The organism is Tepidimonas fonticaldi, from assembly GCF_001675355.1.
GTDB classification, from domain to species: domain Bacteria; phylum Pseudomonadota; class Gammaproteobacteria; order Burkholderiales; family Burkholderiaceae_C; genus Tepidimonas; species Tepidimonas fonticaldi.
Genome location: NZ_LZDH01000012.1, coordinates 72,454 through 93,338 on the forward strand (window position 1 = coordinate 72,454; position 20,885 = coordinate 93,338).

At 66.8% G+C, this 20,885-nt stretch carries 16 protein-coding genes, 2 pseudogenes and 3 CRISPR repeat arrays; of the genes and pseudogenes, 17 read left to right on the top strand and 1 reads right to left on the bottom strand.

Going from position 1 to position 20,885, the window contains the following annotated elements:
- The first annotated feature begins 27 nt into the window (after positions 1 to 27).
- The 15 genes and pseudogenes from A9O67_RS02315 to A9O67_RS14005 form a co-directional block, all read left to right on the top strand.
- Positions 28 to 774: a Stp1/IreP family PP2C-type Ser/Thr phosphatase gene (locus A9O67_RS02315; protein ID WP_068606991.1), complete on the top strand. Its 747-nt coding sequence runs from the start codon at positions 28 to 30 to the stop codon at positions 772 to 774.
- A 3-nt stretch (positions 775 to 777) separates the two neighbouring features.
- A complete protein-coding gene (locus A9O67_RS02320) occupies positions 778 to 1,401 on the top strand; it encodes an FHA domain-containing protein (RefSeq protein WP_068606993.1) in 624 nt (207 codons plus the stop codon).
- 33 nt (positions 1,402 to 1,434) lie between these two features.
- Positions 1,435 to 3,681 (top strand): CRISPR-associated helicase/endonuclease Cas3, encoded by a 2,247-nt coding sequence (locus tag A9O67_RS02325; protein ID WP_068606996.1) that lies wholly within the window; start codon positions 1,435 to 1,437, stop codon positions 3,679 to 3,681.
- Positions 3,682 to 3,690: 9 nt separating this feature from the next.
- The gene (gene cas5c / locus A9O67_RS02330) at positions 3,691 to 4,356 is read left to right on the top strand and encodes a type I-C CRISPR-associated protein Cas5c (protein ID WP_068607099.1); all 666 of its coding nucleotides are present in this window, start codon (positions 3,691 to 3,693) and stop codon (positions 4,354 to 4,356) included.
- Positions 4,353 to 6,104: a type I-C CRISPR-associated protein Cas8c/Csd1 gene (gene cas8c / locus A9O67_RS02335; protein ID WP_068606998.1), complete on the top strand. Its 1,752-nt coding sequence runs from the start codon at positions 4,353 to 4,355 to the stop codon at positions 6,102 to 6,104. The genes cas5c and cas8c overlap by 4 nt, the downstream gene beginning before the upstream one ends.
- 15 nt (positions 6,105 to 6,119) lie before the next feature.
- The gene (gene cas7c / locus A9O67_RS02340) at positions 6,120 to 7,001 is read left to right on the top strand and encodes a type I-C CRISPR-associated protein Cas7/Csd2 (protein WP_068607000.1); all 882 of its coding nucleotides are present in this window, start codon (positions 6,120 to 6,122) and stop codon (positions 6,999 to 7,001) included.
- A 14-nt stretch (positions 7,002 to 7,015) separates the two neighbouring features.
- Positions 7,016 to 7,222 carry a 2-oxoisovalerate dehydrogenase gene (locus tag A9O67_RS02345; RefSeq protein ID WP_068607002.1) on the top strand — a complete coding sequence of 69 codons (207 nt, stop codon included), beginning with the start codon at positions 7,016 to 7,018 and terminating at the stop codon, positions 7,220 to 7,222.
- The gene (locus A9O67_RS02350; protein ID WP_068607004.1) at positions 7,219 to 7,461 is read left to right on the top strand and encodes a type II toxin-antitoxin system HicA family toxin; all 243 of its coding nucleotides are present in this window, start codon (positions 7,219 to 7,221) and stop codon (positions 7,459 to 7,461) included. The genes A9O67_RS02345 and A9O67_RS02350 overlap by 4 nt, the downstream gene beginning before the upstream one ends.
- A gap of 6 nt (positions 7,462 to 7,467) precedes the next feature.
- Positions 7,468 to 8,091: a CRISPR-associated protein Cas4 gene (cas4, locus tag A9O67_RS02355; protein WP_068607006.1), complete on the top strand. Its 624-nt coding sequence runs from the start codon at positions 7,468 to 7,470 to the stop codon at positions 8,089 to 8,091.
- Between the two features lie 2 nt (positions 8,092 to 8,093).
- Positions 8,094 to 9,128, top strand: coding sequence for a type I-C CRISPR-associated endonuclease Cas1c (gene cas1c / locus A9O67_RS02360; RefSeq protein ID WP_156682228.1), 1,035 nt, complete (start codon positions 8,094 to 8,096; stop codon positions 9,126 to 9,128).
- An 8-nt stretch (positions 9,129 to 9,136) separates the two neighbouring features.
- A complete protein-coding gene (gene cas2 / locus A9O67_RS02365; protein WP_068607008.1) occupies positions 9,137 to 9,427 on the top strand; it encodes a CRISPR-associated endonuclease Cas2 in 291 nt (96 codons plus the stop codon).
- Between the two features lie 178 nt (positions 9,428 to 9,605).
- A CRISPR array of direct repeats spans positions 9,606 to 10,076; the repeat unit is 37 nt; unit sequence GTATCGCCCGGCCCAACGGCCGGGCGCGGATTGAAAC.
- Positions 10,077 to 10,458: 382 nt separating this feature from the next.
- The gene (locus tag A9O67_RS02370) at positions 10,459 to 10,971 is read left to right on the top strand and encodes a phage virion morphogenesis protein (protein ID WP_197484402.1); all 513 of its coding nucleotides are present in this window, start codon (positions 10,459 to 10,461) and stop codon (positions 10,969 to 10,971) included.
- Between the two features lie 132 nt (positions 10,972 to 11,103).
- Positions 11,104 to 11,241 (top strand): annotated as a pseudogene (locus A9O67_RS14000) (DUF4747 family protein); the annotation flags it as partial.
- Between the two features lie 52 nt (positions 11,242 to 11,293).
- Positions 11,294 to 11,979: direct repeats of the CRISPR family, unit length 37 nt; unit sequence GTATCGCCCGGCCCAACGGCCGGGCGCGGATTGAAAC.
- Positions 11,980 to 12,413: 434 nt separating this feature from the next.
- Complete coding sequence (locus A9O67_RS02375; protein WP_068607012.1) at positions 12,414 to 12,890, top strand: phage virion morphogenesis protein; 477 nt, start codon at positions 12,414 to 12,416, stop codon at positions 12,888 to 12,890.
- Between the two features lie 215 nt (positions 12,891 to 13,105).
- Positions 13,106 to 13,477: pseudogene (locus A9O67_RS14005) on the top strand (phage protease); the annotation flags it as partial.
- A 52-nt stretch (positions 13,478 to 13,529) separates the two neighbouring features.
- Positions 13,530 to 16,882: direct repeats of the CRISPR family, unit length 37 nt; unit sequence GTATCGCCCGGCCCAACGGCCGGGCGCGGATTGAAAC.
- Positions 16,883 to 16,963: 81 nt separating this feature from the next.
- Here the strand turns inward: A9O67_RS14005 and pyrF are convergent.
- Positions 16,964 to 17,797: an orotidine-5'-phosphate decarboxylase gene (gene pyrF / locus A9O67_RS02380; protein ID WP_068607014.1), complete on the bottom strand. Its 834-nt coding sequence runs from the start codon at positions 17,795 to 17,797 to the stop codon at positions 16,964 to 16,966.
- Between the two features lie 32 nt (positions 17,798 to 17,829).
- On the opposite strand from pyrF, the gene A9O67_RS02385 reads away from it, so the two are divergent.
- Positions 17,830 to 19,350, top strand: a complete 1,521-nt coding sequence (locus A9O67_RS02385) for an MFS transporter (protein ID WP_068607016.1) — start codon at positions 17,830 to 17,832, stop codon at positions 19,348 to 19,350.
- Positions 19,347 to 20,822, top strand: coding sequence for an SLC13 family permease (locus A9O67_RS02390; protein WP_082955294.1), 1,476 nt, complete (start codon positions 19,347 to 19,349; stop codon positions 20,820 to 20,822). Before A9O67_RS02385 ends, A9O67_RS02390 begins: the two co-directional genes overlap by 4 nt.
- Positions 20,823 to 20,885: the final 63 nt, after the last annotated feature.

The window sequence follows — 20,885 nt, forward strand, 5'->3', positions numbered from 1 at the left end:
GCTGGGCGTGCCACCTCGCCCTGCCCCATGTCCATCCAATTCGCCGCTGCCACCGACGTGGGGCGCCTGCGCCCCAACAACGAAGATACCGTCCTCATCGACGCCACACTGGGGGTGGCCGTGCTGGCCGATGGCATGGGCGGCTACAACGCCGGCGAGGTGGCCAGTCGCCTGTGCTGCGAGACGGTCGTGCAGTCGCTGCGCGAGCACGCCGCACTGTGGCACGACGATCCACACCGCGCGCTGCTGCAGGCCATCCGCCAGGCCAACCGGCGCGTCTACGAAGAAGCACGCACCCACCCCGCGCTGCGCGGCATGGCCACGACGGTCGTGGTGGCGGGCTGGCGCGACGGCCAATTGATCGTCGCGCATGTCGGCGACTCGCGCCTGTACCGGCTGCGACAGGGGCTGCTCGCGCAACTGACACGCGACCACACCCTGGTACAGGACCACGTGGACGCCGGGCTACTGCCGGCCAGCGGCGCGCGCCTGACCGGCTACCGCAACCTGGTCACACGCGCCATCGGCGTGGCGCCGTGGGTGGACATCGACCTGGCCGAGCATGCGGTGCAAGCGGGCGACACTTACCTGCTGTGCTCCGACGGCCTGACCGACATGTTGACGGATGCCGAGATCGCCCGCATCCTGCGCCACACGGGCGCCTCGGACGCCGCCGCCCGGGCGTTGGTCGCCGCCGCCAATGCCGCGGGCGGCCGTGACAACATCACCGTCGCCCTGATCCACTGCCCCCCTCGAGCCGAGTCCGGAGCGTAGACCATGCCCATGCTCACCATCAGTCTGGACGGGCGCGAACTGCAACGCGTGCCGCTGACCCGGATCCGCACCACAGTTGGGCGTCGCCCGTACAACGACCTCGTGATCGAACACCTCGGCGTCAGCGGCGAACATGCCGTCTTCGTGCTGCAACCCGACGGCCGCGTGCAGGTGCTAGACCTCAACAGCACCAACGGCACCTACGTCAATGGGCGCGCCGTGGTGTCCGCCGACGTCGGGCCGGATGACGTCGTGGAAATCGCCCGCTACCAATTGCGGGTGATTTCCGGCGAGGGTGACGCACCGCCCGCCACCCCCGCGGCTCCCTCCCCCCCGACCACCATATCCGCGCCCCCCGTGACGGCGACACCCGCCCGGCTGGAGGTACTCGAAGGCCCGGCGCAAGGACGCACGCTGGTGCTGATCAAACCCGTCACCACCATCGGCAAGCCCGGCGTGGCCGTGGCAAGCATCGTGCGCGAAGGCACCACCTACACGCTGCGCCAGACCGTTGGCGCCCAGTCCGTCACCCTCAACGACCAGCCCCTGCGACCCGAGGGCGCCCGCTTGAACGACGGCGACGTCATCGCACTGGCAGGGACGCGCGTTCGCTTCATTCGGGAATGAGCTCGATTATTTGCGTGTAGGGAGGCGCAGCTGATGACCGACGGCAAACCGATCGCTCACGCTTGCCGGACAGCAGACGGTACCTGGCGGGAACCGCATGACCTTGCTGAGCATTTGGTCTGCGTGGCAGCGCTGGCGGCCGGCCATGCGCGACGATTCGGCGGGGAGGAGTGGGCGAGGCTGGCCGGACTGTGGCACGACTTGGGTAAATATCGGCCCCGCTTCCAGCGCTACATCGGTCAAGCGAGCGGCTTCGAGGTAGACGCGCACATCGAGGGCGGCAGCGGTCGGGTGACCCATTCCAGTGCTGGCGCCTTGTTAGCCTGTGACCGATTCAAAGAAGCCGGCCGCGTGCTGGCTTATCTGATTGCCGGTCACCATGCCGGCCTGGACGATTGGCATGGCGGACTGGAAGTTAGACTGGCCAGTCAACAGGCCAGGGACGAGTTGAACGAAGCCTTGGCCGCTCAACCACCCGACAACATCCTTAATCACGGGGCTTTCATGCCGGATTTGCGTACCGTCCCTGGTGGCAGCGCCGGATTCGCCTTGTGGTTGCGCCTGCTCTTCTCCTGCCTAGTGGATGCCGATTTCCTCGACACCGAGTCCTATATGGACACTGAAAAGGCCCACCAGCGAAGCGGATGGCCAACCATAGCCGAATTGCTGGATTGCTTCGATCGCCACATGGCCGATCTGGCGGGCAGCGCTGAACACACCCCGGTCAACAGCCTGCGTGCAGCGATCCTGGCCGAATGTCGGGCCAAGGCCGCCGAGGCGCCGGGCCTTTTTTCATTGACCGTCCCTACCGGGGGCGGCAAGACTCTCTCCAGCATGGCCTTTGCTCTGGAGCACGCCAAGCGCCACGGCAAACGTCGGGTAATCTACGCCATCCCCTACACCAGCATCATCGAGCAGACGGCCGACATCTTCCGCGCCATCTTTGGCGATGCAGTCATCGAGCACCACAGCAACGCCGAGGTCGATCCCGACCAAGAAAGTGCCCGCAGCCGTCTGGCTTGCGAGAACTGGGACGCGCCTATAGTCGTGACCACCAACGTCCAGTTCTTCGAATCCCTGTTTGCCGCGAAACCCTCACGTTGCCGGAAGCTGCACAACATTGTGGACAGCGTGGTGGTGCTCGACGAGGCCCAGCTCCTGCCGCCCGAATTCCTGCAACCCATTTTGGATGTGCTCAACCTGCTGAGCCGCCACTACGGCGTGAGCGTGGTCCTGTCCACGGCCACCCAACCCGCCCTTTCCACACGCGAATATTTCGACACGTGCCAGAACCTGCGCGGGTTGGACAACGTGCGCGAGATCATCGCCGACCCGGGCGCGCTGTATCGCCAGCTCAAGCGCGTGGCGGTGCACCTACCCAACGACTGGAACATGCCCACCACTTGGCCGGAGCTGGCCGAGCGACTGGCGCGGCACGACAGTGTGCTTGCCATTGTCAATACGCGTCTACAGGCTCGCGAGCTGCATGGACAGATGCCCGAAGGCACCCTGCACCTCTCCGCGCTGATGTGCGGCGCACACCGTGCGCAGGTCATCCGCGACGTCAAAACCCGGCTGCAGCATGGCATCCATACCCGCGTGGTTAGCACTCAACTGGTAGAGGCAGGGGTGGACATCGATTTTCCCGTGGTCTATCGCGCAGTGGCTGGGCTCGATTCCATTGCCCAGGCGGCTGGGCGATGCAACCGTGAGGGCCGATTGGCCTCGGGCGAGGTGTGGGTGTTTGTGCCGCCTGCAGCCCGATTGCCTGATCTCATCCGCAAAGGCGTGGATGCCACCATCAGCACTCTGCACGGCCACTGCGGCGATCCACTGGATCGCCATCGATTTTCTTCATACTTCGAGCGACTCTACCACGCTTGCGACCTGGATGCCAAAGGAATCGCGGATCTGCTCAAGGTGGACGGCCGCAGCCTCGCTGTTAACTTTCGCACCGCTGCGGAGCGCTTTCGGCTCATCGACGATGAGGACAGCGTGCCGATCATCGTTCTCTACCGAGGGCTAGATGGCGCAGACACGACGGTTGACCGCCTGATCAGTAGCCTCCGCACCAACGGCCCGGAACGCTGGCTGATGCGCAAACTGCAACGCTACACCGTCCGCATTCACCGGCGGGCAGCGCTACAATTACTCAAACAAAGCGTCGTCGAGGAAATCTTGCCTTGCCTGTTTTTGCAGACGAGCGACTGGATATATCATCCGGTGTTAGGTCTCATGCTCGACGATCCTTCGCCTGCCGCAGGCCAAACTATCGTATAAGGGATGGCCATGAAACGCTATTGCCTTGAACTCTCCGGCCCCTGGGCCTGCTTCACTCGCCCCGAGATGAAAGTTGAGCGCGTCAGCTACGACGTGATGACCCCTTCCGCCGCCCGGGCCTGCTTCGAGGCCATCCTGTGGAAACCGGCTATCCGTTGGCACATCCGCAAGATCGAAGTGCTGAAGCCCATCCGCTGGATCAACCTGCGCCGAAACGAAGTCGCGTCGATCGTTTCCACCCGCAACGTGGAAACCGCCATGAAAAGCGGCACGGGCAACCTCGCGCTCTTCATTGAGGACGACCGCCAGCAACGCGCCGGCCTCTTTCTGCGCGACGTCGCCTACCGCGTACATGCCGAGATGGAATTCATACCGGAGCGCGATCCCGAGGCCAGCTGCACCAAATATCACGAGATGTTTGAACGCCGGGCCGGCAAGGGGCAATGCGTAAACCAGCCTTATCTGGGCTGCCGCGAGTTTGCCGCCGCTTTCCGGCTGGTGACCGACTTGTCGGTCGAACCACCCCCCATTCCGGAGACGCGCGACCTTGGTTTCATGCTCTACGACCTGGACTTCAGCAAACCCTATGACCCGCAGCCCCGCATCTTCCGCGCAAAGCTACAAAACGGCGTCATCGAAGTGCCGGCCTGGGACAGCGAGGAGGTGCGGGGATGATTCTGCAAGCGCTGAGCCGCTATTACGAGCGTTCCGAAGATATGCCCCGCGAAGGCTGGGTGCGACGTGGTGTCGACTACGTCCTGGTATTGGATGACCAGGGCCAGTGCATCAATATCGAATCCATCGGCGAACTGAAGAAAGGCAAGACCGTCCCCCGTGACTTGCTCGTGCCAGCCATCGGCAAGCAAGCGATGAAACATACCAACAGCGGTGTCGATGCCAACCTTCTTTGGGACAATGCCAGCTTCGTTCTCGGTACGGGCAACAAGGGCCAAGGGAAATTGGCCAGCTTCATTGCTACCCTTCGCGACTGGCTGGGAACAGTCCACGATCAGGGTATTCAAGCCGTCTTGCAATTCTGTGGCCACATCCAAAGCAACCCTGATTCCGTAACCGCCCTCATCGAACGTTTCCAACTCCAGGAAGCCTTCGAGAAGCGCGACCCGGTCCTGGTTTTCCGTCTTGTCTCCGACATCGAATACGTTCATGCCCGGCCCGCAGTGAGAGCGGCCTATGAAGCTGCGCTATCCAAAGCACGCTCTGGCAGCCCGCTGCGAGGCACCTGCCTAGTAACCGGCAGCACCAACGTGCCGCTGGCGCCGAATGAATCCGTCATCAAAGGCGTATGGGGTGGGCAACCGGCCGGATGCAACATCGTTTCCTTCAATGCACGGGCATTCGAGTCATATGGCAAACGCGAACGCAATGGGGAGAATGCACCCATCAGTCAAAGCGCATCCTTCGCCTACACAACCGCACTGAATTACCTATTGACCTCCAAACAGCGGGTTCAGGTTGGCGACACTTCGACCGTCTTCTGGGCCGAAGAACCTCACGATCTGGAATCAGCCCTGCCGGATTTGTTCGGCGAACCCCCTAGGGACGACCCAAACCGTGGCACGGACGCCTTGAAAGCCCTCTATGCCGCCGTACAAACGGGCAAGTTCACGCTTGGCGATGCTCAGGCCCGCTTCCATGTCCTGGGCCTGGCGCCCAATGCCGCGCGCATCGCCATTCGGTTTTGGGAAACAGCGCCGGCCATGGATCTGGCCCAACGCATCCAACAGCATTTCGAGGACCTCCGCATCGCCCATGCCGCGCGTGAGCCGGAGCATCTATCGCTGTTTCGCCTGCTTGCAGCCTGTGCCGTGCAGGGCAAGGCCGACAACATCCCACCCAACCTCGGCGGTGAGATCATGCGCGCCATCCTGGAGGGGCTACCCTACCCCGCCTCCTGGCTCAACGCCGCCGTGCAGCGCTGCCGGGCTGAGCAAGAAGTCACCTACCCCCGCGCCGCGGCGATCAAGGCGAGTCTCAACCGCATGATCCGCCATTGCAACCGAATCCAGCCCCATCAGGAAAGGGAGTTCCTAGCTATGCTCGATACCGCCAATCCCAACCCGGCCTATCGCCTGGGGCGGCTGTTCGCCGTCCTGGAGAAGATTCAGGAGGAATCCAGTCCGGGCGTCAATGCGACCATCCGCGACCGCTATTACGGCGCAGCCTCCAGCACGCCGGTGTCGGTGTTCACGACTTTGCTTCGCCTCAAGAACCATCACCTCGGCAAGCTCCACAAAGGCCGCGCCGTGCAGATGGAGAGGCTGATCGGCGAGATCATGGAAGGTCTGGCCGACTTTCCTCGACAGCTTGGCCTGCGCGATCAAGGTCGCTTTGCGATCGGTTACTACCACCAGCGCCAAGCCCTCTACACCAAACCCGAAACCGCCACGGAAACCGCTGACTGATAAGGAGACCTTGCCATGAGCCTGAACCACCGCTACGACTTCGTTCTTTTGTTTGATGTGCGCGACGGCAACCCCAACGGCGACCCCGACGCCGGCAACCTGCCCCGACTGGACGCTGAAACCGGCCATGGCCTCGTCACCGATGTGGCCCTGAAACGCAAGGTGCGAAACTTCGTCGGACTGGTGAAAGGGGAGACGCCGCCTTACGAGATCTACGTGAAGGAGAAAGCCATCCTCAACAACCAGCACAAACGCGCTTACGTTGGCATCGGGCGCGAAGACCTGCTGGCCGGCGACGACAAAAAGCGCAAAGGCGGTGAGGCCGTGGACGACGCCCGCGCCTGGATGTGCCGCAATTTTTACGACGTGCGCACCTTTGGCGCGGTCATGTCCACCGGCGTCAACTGCGGCCAGGTACGCGGGCCGGTGCAACTGACCTTCGCCCGCTCCATCGATCCGATCATCACCCAGGAGCATTCCATCACCCGTATGGCTGTCGCCACCGAAGCCTTGGCCGAGAAACAGGACGGTGACAATCGCACGATGGGCCGCAAGCACACGGTCCCCTACGGCCTTTACATGGCCCATGGCTTTGTGTCAGCCTTCCTTGCCAAACAAACCGGTTTCTCCGACGACGACCTGAACCTGCTCTGGCAGGCCCTCGGCCAGATGTTCGAACACGACCGCTCTGCCGCCCGCGGCGAGATGGCCACACGCGGCCTTTTTGTGTTCAAGCACGAAAGCGCGCTGGGCAATGCGCCCGCCCACGCCCTGTTCGAGCGGATCCAGATCAAGCGCAAGGATGGCGTCGAAGTCGCGCGCGATTTCATGGACTACGAGGTGCAGGTGAACGAGACAGACATGCCTCCCGGCGTTACACTGCTGCGCAAGGTTTGACCGGAGCCCAGCCCATGACCGAAATCCACTTCATCGTCGAAGAAGCCCCCGAAGGCGGTTTCATTGCCCGCGCCGTGGGTGCGGACATTTACACCGAGGCGGACAGCATCGAGGACTTGCACGCCCAGGTGCGGGATGCCGTGCGATGCCACTTCGATGAGGGCCAGCTGCCCACATTGATCCGTCTGCACATCACCCGCGAGGAAGTGCTGGCGGCATGAGGATTCCGCGTGATCTGTCTGGCGCGGACTTGGTCAAGCGACTCGGCCGACTCGGCTACGAGATCACGCGCCAAAGCGGCAGCCACATCCGCCTGACCAGCCGGGTCCGTGGCGAGCATCACCTCACCATCCCCAACCACGACCCGCTGCGCATCGGCACCCTCGCGGCGATCCTCGAAGGCGTGGCGGCGCATCACGGCATGACGCGCGACGAGTTGCTGCAGCGCCTGCTCGGCTGACGAGCGGTGAAAGCCACGGACGACCCCATCCCCCTCTCCGCCCTGCAGCACTGGGCCTACTGCCCGCGCCAGTGCGGCCTAATCCATCTGGAGCAAGTCTTCGAGGACAACCTCCATACCGCCCGTGGCCAAGCGGTGCATCATCTGGTGGACGAGCCCGGCGATGAGATGAAGGCCGGCGTGAAGGTGGAACGCGCCCTGCCCTTATGGTCGGATCGCTTGAACCTCATTGGCAAGGCCGACCTGGTGGAATTCCACCCGGACGGCACCGTCTTCCCGGTGGAGTTCAAGCACGGCCGCAAGCGCCAAAAGATCCACGACGACATCCAGCTCGCCGCCCAAGCGATGTGCCTTGAAGAAATGCTCGGCCGCCCGGTGCCCAAAGGGGCCATTTATCACGCCAGCAGCCGCCGGCGGCGAGAGGTGACCGTGACCCCCGAACTGCGCCGACGGGTGGAGGAAACCGCCACCGCCATCCGCGCCATGCTGGCCTCGGCTCGACTGCCCGCGCCAGCTAACGACGCGCGTTGCCGGGAATGCTCGCTGAAGGAAATCTGCCAACCCGAGGCCCTGGCCAACACGGACCGGCAGCAGCGCCAGCGCCAGGACCTGTTTCGGGTGGAGGACTAACCTTGTATACCCTGCTCAACACCCTCTATGTGATGACGCCGCAGTCCTATGTGCACTTGGAAAACGGGACCGTGCGCATCGACGTGGAACGGGAGAAGCGCCTCCAAGTGCCGCTGCACCACCTCGCGGGCTTGGTCACGTTCGGCAACGTGATGATCTCCCCCGCCCTGATGCACCGGCTTGGCGACGAAGGCAAGAGCTTGGTCCTGCTGGACGAACACGGCCGTTTCAAAGCCCGCCTCGAAGGCCCCGTGTCTGGCAACATCCTGCTGCGGCAGGCCCAGCACCGGGCCGCCAATGATTCAAAGGCCACCCTGGAACTTGCCCGCGCCTGTGTGGCCGGCAAGTTGAAAAACAGCCGTACCATCCTGCAACGGGGCGCACGGGAATCCGCCGACCCGGACGAAGCCGCTCCGCTCACCCGCGCCGCCGACAACCTAGCGGCGTCGCTCCGTGCCGCTGCCGGTGCCACCAGCCTGGACGAACTGCGGGGCATCGAGGGCGAAGCAGCGCGCGGCTATTTCGCCGCATTGAACCTTGTCGTCAAACCCCAGGCGCGGCAGACTTTCACCCTCAATGGTCGCACCCGGCGCCCACCCCTGGACCGCTTCAACGCCCTGCTCTCCTTCCTCTACGCCCTGCTCATGAACGACTGCCGCTCGGCCTTGGAGAGCGTGGGCCTCGACCCACAATTGGGCTACCTGCATGCCGTCCGGCCTGGACGGGCCGCCCTGGCCCTGGACTTGCAGGAAGAATTCCGCGCCTTTCTGGCCGACCGACTCGCCCTCACCCTCATCAACCGGGGGCAATTGAATGCGGACGACTTTGAAACTCGAGAAGGTGGCGCGGTTTTGCTGGGAGACAGGGGGCGCCGGCTGGTCGTCGCCGCTTGGCAGGAGCGCAAAAAGGAAGAGGTCACGCACCCACTACTTGACGCAAAGATGCCAATCGGTCTCCTACCCCTCGTTCAGGCCAGGCTGCTCGCGCGCGCCATCCGAGGGGATATGCCTGGTTACCTGCCTTACCTGACGAAGTAGACATAGCCATGCTTATCATCGTCACGTACGACGTCTCCACCGAAACCGCCGCCGGCCGCAGGCGTCTGCGCCGGGTCGCCAAGGTCTGCGAGAGCATGGGCCAACGGGTACAGAAATCGGTCTTTGAGTGCCAGGTCAACGACATACAATACGAGGCGCTGGAGCGCGCCCTGCTGGCCGAGATTGACGAGCAGCAAGACAACCTGCGCTTCTACCGCATCACCGAACCGGTGGAGGTGCGGGTCAAAGAGTACGGCGTATACCGTTCCGTGGATTTTGAAGGGCCCCTGGTCGTATGACGCGCGTACCGCCAGTGACGGACAAAGCTCGGCAGCTTCGCGCACGCCGTAAGTCCTTGTTCTATAAAAACATGGACACCAAGATAAGCTATTGGAGCAGAGGAGGATCTGTGCGAAAGTCCTGCTTCGCGCAGACTGCGTTTTCTCCTCAATCAAAACAACAGGTTGCGATTGCGGAGTATCGCCCGGCCCAACGGCCGGGCGCGGATTGAAACGACAGCTCTGGCGGCCACCGGAGCGGGTGGGCTCAGTATCGCCCGGCCCAACGGCCGGGCGCGGATTGAAACTTGAAATACGTCGGCGGCAAGCGCTGGCTTGCGCGGTATCGCCCGGCCCAACGGCCGGGCGCGGATTGAAACAAGAGCTACGCGCTGCGTGACTGGGCGCGGTTTTGGTATCGCCCGGCCCAACGGCCGGGCGCGGATTGAAACACCGTCAGCCGCCTGGCGCGTGCCGACCTGCTGCAGTATCGCCCGGCCCAACGGCCGGGCGCGGATTGAAACATGGCGACGCGCCGGGCGCTGGCGAGCACGATCTGGGTATCGCCCGGCCCAACGGCCGGGCGCGGATTGAAACAGCAGCAGCGGCCTGGCTTTGCCGCCCCGACGGACGTATCGCCCGGCCCAACGGCCGGGCGCGGATTGAAACCTTCAGCGCGCGGATGTGCTCGATGGCAAGCTGCGCGGCAGGAAGATCAAGATTCTGTGGGGTGGCTGGTGATGCGCGGTGGGACTCGAACCCACACACAACCCGCTGGCGCGGACCCGTTACCTGTCAGGGCGCAGCGCATCACCGCCTGCGGTCAGTATAGCCTGAAAAGAAATGAGGCGGCACCTGGGCCGCCTCGCGGGGCTGGCGCGCCGGACTCCCGCGCCCGGCGACGAAACCTTTGGGCCCCAGGTCTGCCCTCACCAGATGGAGGGAGATTTTGCCGCCAGCCCTTTCTGTCAGTATAGCCTACCCCGCCCGCGCCTCAAACCGCGCCCACGTCGCATGCAATGCGTGCAAACACCGACCTTGAGGAGCCGGCCATGATCGACATCCAGCTCCACGACCGCCAAGTGCGCGCCGCGCTGCAGCGGCTGCAGCAGCGCCTCTCCGACATGACCCCGGTGATGAGCGCGATTGCCACGGCGCTGGAAGCGCAGGTGGAAAAGCGCTTCGAGACCGCCACCGACCCGGCGGGCCGCCCGTGGAAGCCGCTGGCGCCTTCGACCCTGTCGGCCTGGCTCGACCGCGGCCGCGGCAACCGCAAGAAGGACGGCAGCCTCAGCAAGAAAGGCCGCGAGCGCCTCGCGAGCCGCAAGCCCCTGTACGACAACGGCGACCTGCTGGGCAGCCTCACCAGCGCGGCAAACCGCACCGAGGCGCGGGTGGGCTTTGGCGTGCCCTACGCCGCGTTCCACGAGTTCGGCACGTCGCGGATGCCGCGCCGGGGCATGCTCATGGGCGACCCGCAGGCCCGCACCCTGGGCGAAGCCGCCCGGCAGGCGGTGCTGGACACCCTGCGCGAGGCCATCGAGCGGGCCGCGCGCGGCGGTTGAGGCTGGCCGCGACCGCAGGCGCTAACATCAAGGCTTCGCCCAAGGGAGGAAGCCGTGATGCGCACGCTCGTTTTGTCGGTCATCAACCTGACGCTGCCAGAGCCGCACGGGCCAAAGCGCTACGTCGAGGCCATGCGCAAGGCCTACGCCCAGCAGCGGGTGGTCAAGATCCGCGGCGATTTTGCCGGGATGATCGGCTCGCTGCGGACCGACGAAAACGACCCAACGATCCTGCTCGGCGAGTTCTACAAATTCATGGATCTGCAAGCCGAGCGCGGCTGGTTCGACCTGCGCGAGCGCCGACCAGCTGAGCCGGATGACCGTATCGCCCGGCCCAACGGCCGGGCGCGGATTGAAACTTTTCCCCGACCTACAAGCTGCTGGCCGACGTGTGGGTATCGCCCGGCCCAACGGCCGGGCGCGGATTGAAACCTGCTGCGCTTCACGGATGTGGAGATGCAAGCCATGTATCGCCCGGCCCAACGGCCGGGCGCGGATTGAAACCTATCTCGAACGCATGGCGTCGTTGATCGTGGGGGTATCGCCCGGCCCAACGGCCGGGCGCGGATTGAAACACGTGAGCGTAGGAATAGTCACAAGGGTGGACAAGTATCGCCCGGCCCAACGGCCGGGCGCGGATTGAAACAGTATCTGCGGCAATTGCAAACATAGGGGGACGCCGTATCGCCCGGCCCAACGGCCGGGCGCGGATTGAAACAATGATCATCACTTCAAAGTCAACGTACGCATAGGTATCGCCCGGCCCAACGGCCGGGCGCGGATTGAAACGGTATCAGAATGGCAAATTTGGTAGTCGTGCAGATAGTATCGCCCGGCCCAACGGCCGGGCGCGGATTGAAACAGAGTAATCCCTATTTCGACATATCAAGAACAAGGGAGTATCGCCCGGCCCAACGGCCGGGCGCGGATTGAAACAGATACGCATCGATCTCCGCATCGGCATCGGTGAGGTATCGCCCGGCCCAACGGCCGGGCGCGGATTGAAACAGCCCCAAGCGCTGGTGGACTGGGGTGACGACGTTTGTGCCGAGAGACAGGCCGACTATGACCGCTGACGAGTACATCGCGCAGCAGCGCACCGGGAAGCGGCGATGGCCGAAATGAAAACGCCACGGCGCGGCGTCACCGTGGCGTGCCCGGCAGTCCTTGGGGGCGCTCGCCGCGCAGTGGCTGCCGATGGCTGTTTGCAGTATACCATACCCCGTCAGCGCATCAAAGCGCGCCGTCCGGCTAAGGAGGCCCATTGAAAAAGAGTGAGGCGGCACCTGGACCGCCTCGTGGGGCTGGCGCGCCGGACTCCCGCGCCCGGCGACGACACCTTTGGGCCCCAGGTCTGCCCTCACCAGATGGAGGGAGATTTTGCCGCCAGCCCTTACAGGCCAGTATAGCCTGTCCCGTCAGTGCAGCAAGCAGGAGGTTGCATGATCAAAATCGAGGTCGACGATAAAGCCGTGCGCCGGGCGCTCGATGACCTTTCGCGCCGCCTGGACGATATGACCCCTGCCATGCACGCCATCGGCCAGGCGCTGGCGGAGGGCAGCCGTGAGCGTATCCTGGACGGGCGCGACTGGACCGGTGCCGCCTTTGCGCCTAACAGCGCCGCCACATTGGCGAAAAAACGGGGCAGCAAGCCGCTGATCGACTCCAAGAGCCTGGTGCGCTACCGCCTGCACTACGAAGCCGGGCGCGATGCGGTGGCGGTGGGCAGCTCGGCGGTACAGTCGGCGGTGCTGCAATTCGGCGCAAAGCGTGGTCAGTTTGGCGGCGCCCGGCGTAAGCTGCCTTGGGGCGATATCCCGGCGCGGCGCTATCTGCCCGTCACCGAGGACGGACGCCTGGACGAGGCGGCCCGCTCGCTGATCCTGGAGACGATCCGCGCCCACCTCGCCGACGGCTGAAAACCGCCCGCCCCGCCCGAAAACCGCCCGCCAGCGCCTTTGAGCCGGCGGGTCGCACCCTCCCCCTTACCCCGCCCGCAAAAAGCCAAAGTGAACGCGAGTGAACCGGGGTTTTGGGGTATGTCCGGGCCGTGGCGCAGCCGGGCGGGCCGGCGGTGCGGTTCTGAACCCTTTCCTGCTGCCTTTGACTGCCCCCGCCAGGCACCATGCCGGGCATGGACATCACCCCCGAGACCCTTCGCGCCGCGCAGGCCATTGCGCTGGAGCTGCCGCCCGATGCCGCCGGCGACGGTCAGCCGCTCGCGCCCGAGTGGGTGCAGCTGATTCCGGCCGGGTCGTTCAGCGGGCGCGACGGGCGCGGACCCTATCTATTAGATGGCGCAGCGGTGCTGGCTGCCTTCGAGCGCGGCGGCATCGACCTGCCGATCGACTACGAGCACCAGACGCTGGCCGCCACCGACAAGGCCGGCCCGGTGCCGGCAGCGGGCTGGATCAAGCAGCTCGAGGTGCGCGAGGGCGCCCTGTGGGGGCGCGTCGAGTGGACGCCCAAGGCCGCCCAGCTGATCGCGCAGCGCGAATACCGCTTCCTCTCCCCCGTCTTTCGCCACGACAAGGCCGGCCGAGTGCTGGCCTTGGAAGGTATCGCCCGGCCCAACGGCCGGGCGCGGATTGAAACAGCCAGCACAAGCTGGTGGCCGACGCGCTCATCGCGCGTATCGCCCGGCCCAACGGCCGGGCGCGGATTGAAACCTCACGCTTGGGCGTGGACATGGCGCACCCCTCACGCGTATCGCCCGGCCCAACGGCCGGGCGCGGATTGAAACAAGCATGGCATCGAGGCCTTCCCCGGCGTCATCGAGTATCGCCCGGCCCAACGGCCGGGCGCGGATTGAAACCGGTGTCGTCGGGGCTGTAGACAATCAACTCCAGTTGCGTATCGCCCGGCCCAACGGCCGGGCGCGGATTGAAACCGGTGTGGTACGGCGGCACGGTGCGGGCGATTTGGTATCGCCCGGCCCAACGGCCGGGCGCGGATTGAAACTTTTACTCACCAATCAGCATCCCCGCCTTCGTGCCGGTATCGCCCGGCCCAACGGCCGGGCGCGGATTGAAACTGGATGTCATCGGCCGTGATGGTGTCCTGCGTCGGCGTATCGCCCGGCCCAACGGCCGGGCGCGGATTGAAACTCGTACGCCCTGAACAGGTGCGCGCCCAGGCAAGGTATCGCCCGGCCCAACGGCCGGGCGCGGATTGAAACTGTTTGTCGAAACAGGCGCGACTCGTCAAGTGCGAGTATCGCCCGGCCCAACGGCCGGGCGCGGATTGAAACCAACCTAAATCTGCGCGCGTGCCGCATCAAACAAAGTATCGCCCGGCCCAACGGCCGGGCGCGGATTGAAACACCGAGGTGGAGGAACTGAGCGCCACGGCGCGCGGTATCGCCCGGCCCAACGGCCGGGCGCGGATTGAAACCAATAAGACACCGTAGTTTTATATCCCGACGATGTAGTATCGCCCGGCCCAACGGCCGGGCGCGGATTGAAACAAGCAAGACGAGGCTGCGAACCTGGCCTGGCTGCGTATCGCCCGGCCCAACGGCCGGGCGCGGATTGAAACCAGTCCAACCCGGCCGATCTGCGCACCTACCAGGGGTATCGCCCGGCCCAACGGCCGGGCGCGGATTGAAACAACGCCATGAGCATCAACGTCACGCTGGGCCACGTGTATCGCCCGGCCCAACGGCCGGGCGCGGATTGAAACAATCCATTGGAGGGCGCAAGGGATAAGGGATAAGGTATCGCCCGGCCCAACGGCCGGGCGCGGATTGAAACAAGGCAGGCCACCGCCGGGGCCACTGGAGCCGCGAGTATCGCCCGGCCCAACGGCCGGGCGCGGATTGAAACAAGTCGCTGGTGCTGCGCCCGGTCATCCAGGCGGGTATCGCCCGGCCCAACGGCCGGGCGCGGATTGAAACACGCAGTCGGTGCCGGAGGTGGCGTGGAATATGCGTATCGCCCGGCCCAACGGCCGGGCGCGGATTGAAACATCATCATCACAGTACCTTATTACGTGATGGACCGTGGTATCGCCCGGCCCAACGGCCGGGCGCGGATTGAAACACTAACTGGACGCGATGGAATGTGTCGTTGTGGATCGTATCGCCCGGCCCAACGGCCGGGCGCGGATTGAAACGCTGTCACCCGCGCGGTCTCGGCGCGCTCGGCCATGTATCGCCCGGCCCAACGGCCGGGCGCGGATTGAAACCTCGTCGGGCTTGATCGCAATCGCTTTGCTCTTGGGTATCGCCCGGCCCAACGGCCGGGCGCGGATTGAAACGTCGTGAAAAATCGACCGTTCGTCGGATCAAACGGCGTATCGCCCGGCCCAACGGCCGGGCGCGGATTGAAACCTGGCGTGATAGTGCGCAGTAGACCACCCAATTTCGTATCGCCCGGCCCAACGGCCGGGCGCGGATTGAAACAGATCCTGCTGGATGTCGCGCACGCGACGGATCAGTATCGCCCGGCCCAACGGCCGGGCGCGGATTGAAACTCGAAATACCACCACTCCAGCAGTTGGCGCAGCTCCGTATCGCCCGGCCCAACGGCCGGGCGCGGATTGAAACCAGCCAAGGTCGAACACGACGTGCACCTTGAGCATGTATCGCCCGGCCCAACGGCCGGGCGCGGATTGAAACATCACAATCACCGTGGAGTAAACCGTGTCCCTGCGTATCGCCCGGCCCAACGGCCGGGCGCGGATTGAAACCTGTGCGATGTGGTGGAGGACTGGTCGGGCGTCAGTATCGCCCGGCCCAACGGCCGGGCGCGGATTGAAACAGACTACTTGCCATGCCGAACGCGCCCGGCCCTCGTATCGCCCGGCCCAACGGCCGGGCGCGGATTGAAACGCTTGATGCTGCCAGCAGGTGATGCTGCCAGCAGGGTATCGCCCGGCCCAACGGCCGGGCGCGGATTGAAACTCCTAGTTTCACTGCCAATTGCGCAAAGCCTCGACGTATCGCCCGGCCCAACGGCCGGGCGCGGATTGAAACTTTGATTTTTGGTTCCGATCAGCAAAAACCTAGCTGTATCGCCCGGCCCAACGGCCGGGCGCGGATTGAAACCCGCCGAGGTGTTGGCGCGGGTGCAGGCCGCCAGCGTATCGCCCGGCCCAACGGCCGGGCGCGGATTGAAACATGCCCACTCGCGGGTGGTTTGCCGACAAGCTTTACCGTATCGCCCGGCCCAACGGCCGGGCGCGGATTGAAACAAAATTTCCGTGCCCGAAGAATCTGCTTGGTCGAGTATCGCCCGGCCCAACGGCCGGGCGCGGATTGAAACAAAAACCTGGTCTTCAAAGCGTCCATATCGATCGTATCGCCCGGCCCAACGGCCGGGCGCGGATTGAAACAGGATGTTGGCCTCGGTGTCGGATTTCGGATCCACCGTATCGCCCGGCCCAACGGCCGGGCGCGGATTGAAACTACGAGCACGTGCGCGAGCTCAACCAGATCGAGAAGTATCGCCCGGCCCAACGGCCGGGCGCGGATTGAAACCTTGCTCCTTTGTGTGCGCGCGACCAAGCCGATACGTATCGCCCGGCCCAACGGCCGGGCGCGGATTGAAACATCAGTTTGCGCGGGAAACCCCGGCCTTCAGGACGTATCGCCCGGCCCAACGGCCGGGCGCGGATTGAAACAACAAACCGCCAAAAAGCGGCTCTTGTGGCCAGGACGGTATCGCCCGGCCCAACGGCCGGGCGCGGATTGAAACACGATCACCGGCTACGACCCGGATCTCTTCGCGCAGTATCGCCCGGCCCAACGGCCGGGCGCGGATTGAAACCGCGTGGATCTGACGCGCGCGCAGATCGTGGCCGCGTATCGCCCGGCCCAACGGCCGGGCGCGGATTGAAACGACTTCACGCCGCCGGCGCCGGCCGAGCGCGTGAGTATCGCCCGGCCCAACGGCCGGGCGCGGATTGAAACTGGGTGGCAAACTCGCCTTCGACCGCCGTCGCTGGTATCGCCCGGCCATCGGGCATGAATACTTCGGTGCCCCTGCCCCAATCACACCCACAGCGCCGCCCGCGTGCGCTCGGCCTCGGCTCGCGCCGCCGTGGCAAAGTCGTCGCCTGTGCTGGCGTACAGGATAGCGCGCGACGAATTGACGATCACTGGCCCGGTGGTGTGGCCTGCAGCGTCACCGCGCCAGCCTGCGCGCACGGTGGTGGCGGCGTCGCCCCCCTGGGCGCCGACGCCGGGGATGAGCAGCGGCACCGTGGGGGCGATGGCGCGCACGCGCTCGATCTCTTGCGGGTAGGTGGCGCCCACCACCAACCCCATCTGGCCGTGGCGGTTCCACGGCCCCTGCGCCAGCGCCGCGATGTGCTCGTACAGCCGCGGCTGGCCCGGCACGTCGGCCAGGCGCTGGGCCTGCAGGTCGTCGCCGCCGGGGTTGCTGGTGCGGCACAGCAGGAACACCCCCTTGCCGGGGTAGCGCAGGTAGGGCTCGACCGAATCGAAGCCCATGAACGGCGACAGCGTCACCGCGTCCGCCCCGTAGCGCTCGAACGCCTCCTTGGCGTACTGCTCGGCGGTGCTGCCGATGTCGCCGCGCTTGGCGTCCAGGATGATCGGCACCTCGGGCGCGACCACGCGGATGTGCGCCATCAGGCGCTCGAGCTGCGCCTCCGCCCCGTGTGCGGCGAAGTAGGCGATCTGCGGTTTGTAGGCGCAGACGAGGTCGGCGGTGGCATCGACGATGGCGGCGCAGAAGTCGTACAGGTGCTCCACGCGGCCGCGCCAGCGGCCGGGCAGGCGCGCCGGGTCCGGGTCCAGCCCGACGCACAGGCGCGAGCGGTGGCGCGCCTCGGCGCGCAGCAGCATGTCGACAAAGCTCATGCCGGGATTGTAGAAGCGGCTACCATGCCGCCATGTCCGCCCCGCCCGCCCCTGCCCCCGCCGCGCCCGACAGCCTGCAAGCGCTGCAGGCGCGCTACGGCCCGCGCTACCGCTGGCGGCTGCTGCTGTCGGTGATGCTGGGCGCGATGGCGGCGCTGGTGTCCTCGACCGTCGTCAACGTCGCCATCCCGGACCTGAGCCACCACTTCGGCCTCGGGCAGGACGCGGCGCAGTGGGTCACCTCCGGCTTCATGGCCGCCTCGGTGGTGTCGATGCTGACGACGCCGTGGATGCTGGCGCGCTTTGGCTTTCGGCGCACCTACGTGCTGTGCATGGCGGCGCTGATCGCGGGCGGCGTGCTGGGCGGCGTGGCCGACCACTACGCGCTGGTGCTGGCGGCCCGGCTGGCCGAAGGGGTGGCCGCCGGCATCGTGCAGCCGATTCCGGCCATCATCATCCTGCGCGCCTTCGGGCCCGACGAGCAGGGCCGCGCCAGCGGTCTGTTCGGGATGGGCGTGGTGCTGGCCCCGGCGCTGGGGCCGAGCCTGGGCGGCCTGCTGGTGGACGCCTGGGGTTGGCGGGCGATCTTCTTCCTCGTGGTGCCGTTCGGGCTGGTGTCGTGGGCGCTGGCGCGGCGTTACGTGCCGGTGACGGCGCCGGGCGGCGTGCCGGCCCGCCCCGGGCTGGCGCTGGATCTGGCTGGGCTGGCGCTGGCGGCGGCGGCCACGCTGGCGCTGCTGCTGGGGCTGACCGTGCTGCACGGCGGCCCGCCGGGGCGGGCGGCGGCGCTGCTGACGCTGGCCGGCGTGCTGCTGGCGGCCTTCGTGGCGTGGCAGCGGCGGCGCGCGCGCCGGGGCCGGCCGCAGCCGCTGATGCACCTGGGCGTCTTCGGCCACCGGGCGTTCGCCGCCGGCAGCGTGGTGTCGCTGATCTACGGCGCGGCGCTGTTCGGCTCCACCTACCTGTTTCCGGTCTATCTGCAGCTCGGGCTGGGGCTGTCGGCGGCGTGGGTGGGCGCGCTGCTGCTGCCGGCCGGTCTGGTACTGGCGCTGACCATCGCCGTCGTCGGGCGGCTGGCCGATCGCCAGCCGGCCCACCGGCTGGTCGCCGTGGGCCTGGCGCTGCTGACGCTGTCGTTCGTCGCCTTCGCGCTCGTGCCGGCCGGCGCGCCGCTGGCGCTGCTGGTGGCGCTGGCGGTGCTCGGGCGCGTCGGGCTGGGCTTCGTGCTGCCGTCGCTCAACCTGGGGGCGATGCGGGGCCTGCCGGCAGCGCAGCTGCCGCACGGCTCCAGCGCCATCAACCTGCTGCGCATGCTGGGCGGGGCGGCGGGGGTGAGCGTCTGCGGGGTGTTTCTGGAATGGCGGCTGGCGGCCCACGGGGTGGCCGCGATGGGGCCGGGGGCGCTGGCCGACGCGGCGGCAGGGGCCGCCACGGCGCCGGCGCGGCTGGGGGCGTTTGCCGACACGTTCTGGCTGCTGGCCGGGGTGTGCGCGCTGGCGCTGCTGAGCGCCCGGGCGCTGCGACCGCCCCGCCATCCGGAGGGGCGGCGATGACGGCGCGCGCGGCCGTGGGTCTGGCGGCCGCCGCTGTGGCGGCGCTGGCGGTGCACGCGGGCGTGGACGCGCCTGCCGCCGCACGCGGCGGGCTGGCGCTGTTTGCGGCCATCGGCCTGCTGTGGCTGACGCAGGCGCTGCACCTGAGCGTGACGGCGCTGCTGGTGCCGCTGCTGGCGGTGGGCCTGGGCCTGCTGCCGCTGCGCGAGGCGCTGGCGGCCTTCGCGCAGCCGGTGATCTTTTTGTTCCTGGGCGGCTTTGCGCTGGCGGCGGCACTGACGCAGCACGGGCTGGACCGGGCGCTGGCGCGGCAGCTGCTGCGGCTGGCGCGCGGGCGGCCGTGGCCCGCGGTGCTGGGCCTGTGGGGCACCACGGCGCTGCTGTCGATGTGGCTGAGCAACACCGCCACCACGGCCATGATGCTGCCGCTGGCCATCGGGCTGCTGCAGCGCGGGGGCTGGTGGCCCGCGGTACCGGCCGGCCCCGGCGACGGGGCGGTGCGGCCGCCTGCACCGGCCGCACCCAGCGACATGGCCGCGACGCGCACCGCGGCCTTCGTGCTGCTGGGCGTGGCCTACAGCGCCAGCATCGGCGGCATGGCCACGCTGGTGGGCAGCCCGCCGAACGCCATCGCCGCGGCGCAGGCGGGGCTGGACTTCGCGGCGTGGCTGGCCTACGGGCTGCCGGCCGCGCTGCTGCTGTGGCCGCTGATGGGGCTGGCGCTGGCGCTGCTGCTGCGCCCGGCATTCCACCGCCCGGGGAGCCCCCCCGGCAGCGCCCCCCGTGCGGCGGATGGCGACTCCACCGTCACCGCACCGGCCCAGGACGCCGACGCCGAGGCGCCGTTCGTCTGGACCCGGGCGCGCGTGCTGACGGCGGTCATCTTCGCGCTGACGGCGCTGGGCTGGGTAGTCGGCGCGCCGCTGCTGCGCCGGCTTGGCATCGCCGGCGACGCGGACGCGCTGGTGGCGCTGGCCGCGATCGTGGCGCTGGTGGGCAGCGGCGCGCTGCGCTTCGAGGCGCTGGAGCGCCACGCGCAGTGGGGCGTGCTGCTGCTGTTCGGCGGCGGGCTGGCGCTGGGCGAGGTGATGGCGCGCACCGGCGCCACCGCCTGGCTCGTGCAGGCGCTGCTGGCGCACCTGCACGGCTGGTCGCCGTGGCTGATCGGGCTGGCGCTGATCGCGTTCGTGATCTTCCTGACCGAGCTGGTCAGCAACACCGCCAGCGCCGCGCTGCTGGTGCCGATCGTGCTGACGCTGAGCGCCGAGCTGGGCCTGCCGGCGGCGGCGATGGCCGCGTCGGTGGCGCTGGCGGCCTCGTGCGCCTTCATGCTGCCGGTGGCCACGCCGCCCAACGCCATCGTCTACGGCGCGGGCGTGGTCGGCGCCGGCGCGATGGCGCGCGCGGGCCTGGCGCTCAACGTCCTGGCGCTGGCGGTGCTGGGTGTGCTGACCGCCCTGCGGGCCGGCTGAGCCACCGACCCCTGCCCCGTGCCCCCGGGCGACCCGCGAGGCCGGGCGCTTTTGCGCTACAGT